Annotated in this window: 7 protein-coding genes; 2 read left to right on the top strand and 5 right to left on the bottom strand. The window is 58.7% G+C overall.

What is annotated here, in order from left to right; all coding sequences use genetic code 11:
* The first annotated feature begins 1,023 nt into the window (after nucleotides 1-1,023).
* Nucleotides 1,024-1,428 (top strand): hypothetical protein, encoded by a 405-nt coding sequence (locus tag EOA32_RS30180; RefSeq protein ID WP_128373662.1) that lies wholly within the window; start codon nucleotides 1,024-1,026, stop codon nucleotides 1,426-1,428.
* Between the two features lie 108 nt (nucleotides 1,429-1,536).
* On the opposite strand, the gene EOA32_RS30175 is transcribed toward EOA32_RS30180, so the two are convergent.
* Entirely contained in the window at nucleotides 1,537-1,812 is a 276-nt protein-coding gene (locus EOA32_RS30175) for a transposase (RefSeq protein ID WP_210214861.1), read from the bottom strand.
* Nucleotides 1,813-2,014: 202 nt separating this feature from the next.
* On the opposite strand from EOA32_RS30175, the gene EOA32_RS30170 reads away from it, so the two are divergent.
* A complete protein-coding gene (locus EOA32_RS30170) occupies nucleotides 2,015-2,764 on the top strand; it encodes a class I SAM-dependent methyltransferase (protein WP_128373661.1) in 750 nt (249 codons plus the stop codon).
* Between the two features lie 289 nt (nucleotides 2,765-3,053).
* Here EOA32_RS30170 and EOA32_RS30165 read toward each other — a convergent pair whose 3' ends face one another.
* The 4 genes from EOA32_RS30165 to EOA32_RS30150 all read right to left on the bottom strand — a co-directional run.
* Complete coding sequence (locus tag EOA32_RS30165) at nucleotides 3,054-4,550, bottom strand: M81 family metallopeptidase (protein WP_128373660.1); 1,497 nt, start codon at nucleotides 4,548-4,550, stop codon at nucleotides 3,054-3,056.
* A 141-nt stretch (nucleotides 4,551-4,691) separates the two neighbouring features.
* The gene (locus EOA32_RS30160; protein ID WP_128373663.1) at nucleotides 4,692-5,735 is read right to left on the bottom strand and encodes a C45 family peptidase; all 1,044 of its coding nucleotides are present in this window, start codon (nucleotides 5,733-5,735) and stop codon (nucleotides 4,692-4,694) included.
* A gap of 118 nt (nucleotides 5,736-5,853) precedes the next feature.
* A complete protein-coding gene (locus tag EOA32_RS30155) occupies nucleotides 5,854-6,894 on the bottom strand; it encodes a dipeptide ABC transporter ATP-binding protein (protein ID WP_128373659.1) in 1,041 nt (346 codons plus the stop codon).
* Nucleotides 6,891-7,557 (bottom strand): ABC transporter ATP-binding protein (locus EOA32_RS30150; protein ID WP_145971389.1); only part of this gene is annotated, 667 nt, incomplete at its 5' end. The genes EOA32_RS30150 and EOA32_RS30155, both read right to left, overlap by 4 nt.

Raw genomic sequence — 7,557 nt, 5'->3', positions numbered from 1 at the left:
ACCAAGCGTAGCCTGCCGCCGTGCTCGCGCTCGTCAAGGGCCAAGTCGCTACGCGATGGCCCCTCCGGGACCCACCCTTGACGACCACTGCGCAAGGCGGCCAGCCGCAGAAGGTCGGGACGCGAAGATGGCCGCAGGGTCGAACCTGATAGGGGAATTGATGAAGGAGGAAATTTAAAAGCCGGAAGGAAGCGAGACGATAAGTTCCCACTTGCCGGTGGGACGATTGTCCCTCGCGGACGATGGATGAGGTGAGTTCGCAAACTTGCTTGTTCCGCTTCGGCAGGACGCTTTCCAGATTGCTCCACCTCGTGCACTTGAATCCCATGGAGGGAGGGCCTGAGCGCCGATCCCGCAGAGAAGCAAGAGCCGCGAAAGGACATCAGATGCCGGCGAAGCGGAAAGCTCGCAAGCGCTTGACTTCAACACGCCGAATAGAGAAGCAAGTTTAGGACTTCACCACGAGCCGTAGCCCAAAGCCTGATGTGATGTCGTCGTCGGCTGGGGAGACCACGGGCTCCCGACAACCTACTACCCCCTCCCCCAAAAACGAACTCAGTATCCGAAACGTCGCCTTTTTGAGAAGAACGATATCGGCTCATCCGTCGTAACACGAAGATCGTCCGCTCGAATTACCTCCTGGTAGGCAATAACCTATTCTCAATGAGCTGTGGGGCGGGCTCGAGCAGGATTTGAATTCCAATGCTATGGTGTCGCAGCTGAAACCCCTACCGACGCGCATCGCGACGCTACAGGCGACCGGGCAACGCGATGGTCATTTGTCGAATTCCCCAAGGCTCAGAACATCGGCTTGCAGCCTGTCAAGCGAAGGGTTCCCTCGGGGGCAGAGCTTAATATAAATATCATGTGTAAGAATCATGAAGATTAGAATAAATCGTTGAAAAAACCTGATCGCTTTCTTGACGCATGAGATCTGGAGGAAGTATCGTCACCTGTGAAGGAGATGACCGAGTTGTTATATCTCAAGAATCTAATGCTTTCTGAATTGGCTGGAAAATAACGATGTTTCTCAAAGCGGACGGGACTGAGGTGTGGCTGCAGAGCTCGACCAAGTTGCCATATATATCCCTCTCTGGATTCATCGAAACGTCGGAGGAGTATGCCACAATTCGACTAAGACTGCGCCAGGCGTATGAGCTGCTTTCTGGAATTGCCTCCGATGACGCATTCCTGGTTCAAGAACTCAAGGACAACGGCGCTTTGGTCTTCTGCGCCCGGTCCGACAAAAACTGCGCCTTGCTGTTGCTGGGAAAATTTGATCGCGGCCGGGAAAAGCGAAAACCGTGTGCTGTTCTCGAGAACCTCGTCGAAATGATCGAGAACAGCGTAGATGAAATCGGCCGGCAAGCGGGCGCGATCATCCGTCTAGAGGTCGTGCAGTCGGAATTGGCAGTGCGTTCCCGCTGAAGGCAGGAGCATGAGCCAGCACATCGTGTTCAGCGATTCCAATTCGCCAGCTTCCAGATCTTGCATTCTTGCATCTCAAAGGAAGTGCGATTTGCGAGTTCTCCCTCACTAGATTGGCTTTGACGAGGCGCATTGGCGGTAACGAGGAGCTTGCGCATAAACGCCACTATAAATTTTGGCTGGTTTGCCCGATGCAATGAGGTGCTGGTACTTTTCCCTGAGGTCAGGGTTAAAGCGGGCAGCGACGAGAGCGGGCTTATAGAGTGCGCGTCTAACGTTAGCCCTTCCATCTCTGGATGAAGCTTCTGTTCTCCACTGCCCTGACGGCAGGCGACGGGAGCGACCCCTGCCAAGGGTCCGGGGCCTACTTCTACCGCTCGACACTGCTCAATCAACCGAAGCGTTCTGGGACGGCCAGACTACAAACGAAGCGGACGCCTGTACGAAGAGGAAGGTCAATCAGTGCTGCCGAACATTGAATCCTCATAACAAAGTATTCACAAATGTTCACTTCTAAATCGCTATGGGCTATGCAATATGTTGTCAAATAGATCCCAACATCAGCGAATAAACACGGAAATCCGAGATGAGCACCGCCCTTTCTTTGCCCGAACTCGAGTCACACTTCAGCGAGGACTACCTGCATTTTAGTCATTTGATTAATCCGCCAGAGAGAAGTGACCGGGAAGCAGGAGCAATTTGGGACCTTCTTTCGCTCACACAAGGCGGTTCAGTCCTTGAACTCGGATGCGGTTATGGGCGGATCACCAACCGATTGGCGGAAAAAGGAGCGCGGGTGACTGGACTGGATATGTCGCCAATCTTGCTAAAGAAAGCCGAGGCGGACGCGGCTGAACGCCGGGTAGAAGTGGAGTATGTGCTTGGCGATATGCGGTCCGTTCCTTGGCGGGATCGGTTTGACGCAGCTTTTCTTTGGTACTCGACCTTTGGCTATTTCGATGAAGCGGATAATGAGAGAGTTCTTCATGAAGCCGCATCTGCACTTCGAAAGGGCGGGCGTCTGTTAATCGATCAACTCAATCGCTTCGCTTTGCTACGCGATAGGTCATCTACCTGCCACGTTTTGGAACGTGATGACGATCTAAGAATAGATATACACAGTCATGATGCGCTGACTGATCGTCGAAACTGCGCAAGGATCGTCGTCCGCGATGGACGCGTTAGACGAACGCGTCTTTCTACCAGAATCTATGGGTTTTCTGAACATGTTCGCATGTTACGAAGCGCTGGGTTCGAGACTGTTGAAGCATACGGCCAGGAAGGCGAAGAGTTCACTTCCTATGGACCGCGCCTCGTGGTCGTCGCGCGCAAATAAGTGACCGATTGGGGCGATGGGGTATCGCGGCGCGCAGCGCTCCATGCAGGCCTGAACATGCACCCTGTCGGTGGGAAAGGCCACGGCAGGGTGCACCGCGCAAATAAGTCTAAGTCGCAGTCGCGTGACGCCGTGACGCCTGACGACGGCGGTCTGTTCTTTACACAGCGAACCCCTCTTTTCCATTAAGTTCCAATCAGCCTCGCCTTATGGCCGCTACCTCGACTCTTGGCCAATTAGTCTCGGTAACGATGCCAAATAGAGCAGCATCACTTTCCGATCAGTTGACTCAGCTTTCAGCGTGTTCGATCTTCATCTCCCGGTCGATCGGGAAGATGGGTCGCGGCACGTTCCGATAAGGCAACTTGTCTAGATGAGTGGTGCAGAGTGCACCGCTGTCGCACAAGATGATCTTTCCGGCGATCGGCTCGAAGGCGGCCCGGAAATGCTGCTGGGACTTGAGCGCGACTACGGCCTTAGCAGCGGGGTCGATGCCGAAAGCGCGGAACTGTTGCAAGTCCAGCATCTGTCCGCCCCCGCTCACTACTAAGATCTCGATGCCGCCGACCCGCAGGACCGCGGTCTCGCCCCAGGAAAAATGCAACCCGCCGATCTGCGGACCGTCGCCGGTGTAAGAGCCGTCGCTGATCAGACGGACCTCTCCTTCGACTTCCAGCGGTGTGCCGCCGAAGCGCGGATCGGACTTGCCGCCCAGCTTCACCTTCACGTGGTCGCCCGCCTTGTGGCGATGGAGCTGCTTGGCGGTCTCCGGATCGAACATCGGTCCGAAAGCGGCATCGGTGATCCCAGCGTCGAGGAGCGCCTTCAGCAGATTGGTCGAGTCGCCATAGGCGCCGGCACCCGGATTATCGGCGTAATCGGCGATGATAAGAGGGCCCTTGTCACTCTTGTATCCTTTCGCAATGTCGGCCGCCTCCTCGACTGGCATGAAATAATCAATTATGTCGAAGCGTTTTTCCCAAATATCGTCAGCAATTGACTCGGCGAAGGCACGATGCTTGGCCTCGTTGCCGTCATAAGTGATGGTGACCGTGGGGCCGACCTCGCGGATGTCGGCACAGCCGAATCCGGAATTGATGCTGACGGCAAAGACGCCGGGCTCCTTCTCATAAGCGATGGCTTTGGCTATCCGATCGACCATCGGACCAACATCCGTCCGTCCGCTATTCGCCTCTCGTAGCATCGGTGGATGAACGCGCAAGGTGCGTGGGCGAATCTCGCCCTTCATTGCGCGCTGAAGGATGTCGCCGGCCTGGCGGCCGACTTTGCGCATCTCAACATGAGGGTACGTTTTGTCGGATACGACGATATTGGCGAGCTCGCACATCTTCGGCGTCACGTTGGCGTGGGGATCGAGCGTGATCGCAATCGGAATACTCGGACCGACCGCTGCGCGCAGTCGATCCAAGAGCTCACCCTCGCCGTCCTCGCAAAATTCCGTCACCATCGCACCGTGAAGGCCGAGTAGGATGCCATCAAGTGTCGCCTTGTGCTCAGCGGCCGCTGCGACGATGGCCCCCCCCAGGCGATCGAAAGCGTCGCGGGTCACAACGAAACAGTCGGCGCTGGCGCTGAGCACATGAATCGGTTTCCAGCTGTAGTCGCGCGCGCAATCGCCGAAGCCGGCAAGCTCGGTATTGGCGTCTCCACGCTCCTTTACAGCATTGTCCCCCAACAAACAGTGGAAGGCATCATAGTCGACGCGATTCTTATTGAAGGTGTTGGATTCAGTCGAGAATTCAGCGGTCAAAACAGTGAATGTCATAATGAAGTTTCCTGTCGGCAGGTGAATGCAACGGTTGTTGCTAGACGGAGAAGTCGGTCACCGAACCGGCGGCCCTCGTAGGCTTAGCTTTCGCTCAGTGAGATCTGGAGTTGGTTTGTGAAAGCGTAAGGGTCCTTCGATTTAGATGACGCGCATCGTTCCGCTTAGCGTGTCGCGCTCGTGTGGCGCGGCGTGGATGCGCCATTCGATACGATCAAGGAAAAGCTCGAAGACGCCCGTGGCCAGGGTGCTTCCGTTTTTTCCGTTCTTATAGATAGGAGTGGTCTCATCGAACAGCACCGCCTCCGCGCCGCCCGCAAGCGCGCCTTCCGCAATCATTCGGTCTGCCGCTTCCTGCCGATCGCGCGAAGAGAGACTGATCGTCTGCTTCAAGCTGTCGAATTCCCCGCAAAGCATGTGGTTCGCGTGGGCTCGGGGCGAGGCGGCCTCCCGAACGGCGCAGCCTGAGGCCGGCGCCTCGACAGATACGAGCCGACGCGTCTTCACCTCACCGAGATTGTGATGGTAGCCGCTGGCGCGGTCCTTGCGTTTCAGAATTTCGATCGCTTCATCCAGCCCTTTCGCGTCCAGCGTCGCGCGATTGATGAAATGCCGCGGCACACCAGGCTGATGGTCGTTGGGTGTGATGTTGTTCATAGCCTGGACGAGGCCGGCTTGGTTCAGGCCGAAACTCCCCGCCAGGTTGCCGGGATACGTGAAGCTGCTCCAAGCCAGGCCCTCCTCGGGCTCGGCCTCGACCCAGAGACAGGCGCCGAGATACTCCGCCTCGCCATCTTCATTGTGGGCGAGTATTGCCGGGTCGTCGCCTTCTGCCGGAATCAGGAGCGAGGTGCAGCCCATGGTGGCGACGGCTTTCGTCATCGGGGAGACGTTGTTGGGAAGCGGTAGGTCTTGCGCGCAGTTCCAAAGGAACATCAGTTCGAAATTTTGCCCAGCACCTGCGGAAATGCCTTCGATCTCGCGCACAAAGCGGGGATAGGCCGAGCGGGCCGCTGATTCAAGAGTCTTCAGATAGTCCGATCCGCGCCAGCGGGCGTGCAGGGCGCGATATTCCTCGACGCGCAGAGCGTGTTCGAGAAAACCGGCGCTGGCCCGCCCGATCGCGAAGCCGACGGAGAAGGCGTCGCCCTTAGCGCGAACGCGCGTGATGGTATTTGTGGACATAGTGGTTTCCGCTTTCTGCGAGGTTATCCTGAGACTTAGATCTTCATGTCCCGGTCGATCGGGAAGATCGGGCCCCCGGTAGGTTCCAAAGGCGCGAGCGTTCCGAACACTTGTTTTACTATCGCCATGAGACGCTCCTCTCAGGCGCCATGCGGGCCCCTGCAGCGGGCGGGGCCGCGATATCAGTAGCCGGGGCACGCACATGGCAGGCCACGACGCGACCATCTGCCATTGGCACCAAAGGGGGGACTTCGATGCGGCAGCGCTCGACGGCGAGCGGGCAGCGCGGGTGGAACGCGCACCCGCTCGGGGGATTGATGGGGCTTGGCACCTCGCCTTCCACGGGCACCGCCAGCCGCGCCCGGGTCGGGTCCGGCACGGGTGCCGCCGCGATCAGCGCCTCGGTGTAGGGATGGACCGGCTTGGCAAAGAGCGCCTCGCACGGCGCAAGCTCCACGATCCGCCCCAGATACATGACGGCGACGCGGTGGCCGATATGCTCCACGACGCCAAGGTCATGCGAGATGAATACGAAGGCGATGTCCATCTGCTGTTGGAGATCCAGAAGCAGATTCAAGATTTGTGCCTGCACGGAAACGTCAAGGGCCGACACCGCTTCGTCGGCGATGATGAGCGAGGGGTTGAGCGACAGGGCGCGTGCAATGCCGAGCCGCTGGCGCTGACCGCCGGACAATTCGGATGGGAGCCTGTGCATCATCTCCGGCGACATTCCGACCTTTCGCAGAAGCTCCGCCGCAAGCGCCTGCCGCTGCTTCCGGCTGAGGCGCTCAAAGTTCTCGACCGGTTCGGTGATGATCTGTCCGGCGGTGAGGCGCGGGTTCAGCGAGGAGTAAGGATCCTGAAAGACCATCTGCATGCGACGGCGCCAGGCGTGAAGCGCGCCCTTCTTGAGGCCGGCAATGTCGGTCCCGTCGATCAGCACACGCCCGCCCGTCGGCTCCACGAGCCGCATCAGCAGCCGCGCTACCGTGGACTTGCCGCAGCCGGATTCGCCGACGATGCAGAGCGTCTCGCCGGCCTCGACGCTGAAGGATACATCCTCCACCGCCCGGATCACCGGAATGGTTTTCTTGAAGAGTCCCGAGCCAAGCGGATAGTGCTTGGTCAGCTTCTCGACTTTCAGCAGAGGACCGTTCATGCGCCCATCACCTCTTCGGCGCGCCAGCAGGCCGCGGCGTGCTCCGACCCGACATCTCGCAGGGCGGGCGTCTTGTCGCGGCAAATGTCGATCGCGAACGGGCAGCGTGGCGCAAAGCTGCAGCCGACGATGGGCTCGCGCAGGCTTGGCACAATGCCGGGAATCTCCGGGAGGCGGCGCTGTCGGCCGCGCCGCCGGTCAGGCACCGAGCGCATGAGGCCCTGAGTGTAGGGATGCGCGGGACGCGCAAACAGATCTATCACACTCGCCTGTTCTACGATCCGGCCAGCATACATCACGACCACGCGCTGGCACGTCTCGGCGACAACGCCCAGGTCATGCGTGATGAACATCACGGCCGTTCCCGTGCGCACTTTCAGATCGATGATAAGCCGCAGGATCTGCGCCTGGATAGTGACGTCCAGGGCCGTCGTCGGCTCGTCGGCGATCAACAGTTCCGGCGAGCAGGCCAGAGCCATGGCGATCATGGCGCGCTGGCGCATGCCGCCGGACATTTCGTGAGGATAGTTGTTGACGCGACGCTCGGGGTCCGCGATGCGGACGAGACGCAGCATCTCTTCGGCTTTCTTCATGGCCGCTGGGCGGGAAGCCTTGGTGTGGATCTGCACCGCCTCGGCGATCTGGCGGCCGACCGTATAGACC

This window comes from Mesorhizobium sp. M1A.F.Ca.ET.072.01.1.1, assembly GCF_004023325.1.
GTDB lineage: Bacteria > Pseudomonadota > Alphaproteobacteria > Rhizobiales > Rhizobiaceae > Mesorhizobium.
Note: the sequence above shows the minus strand (reverse complement) of the source record. Positions and strands in the feature narration are given on the sequence as shown.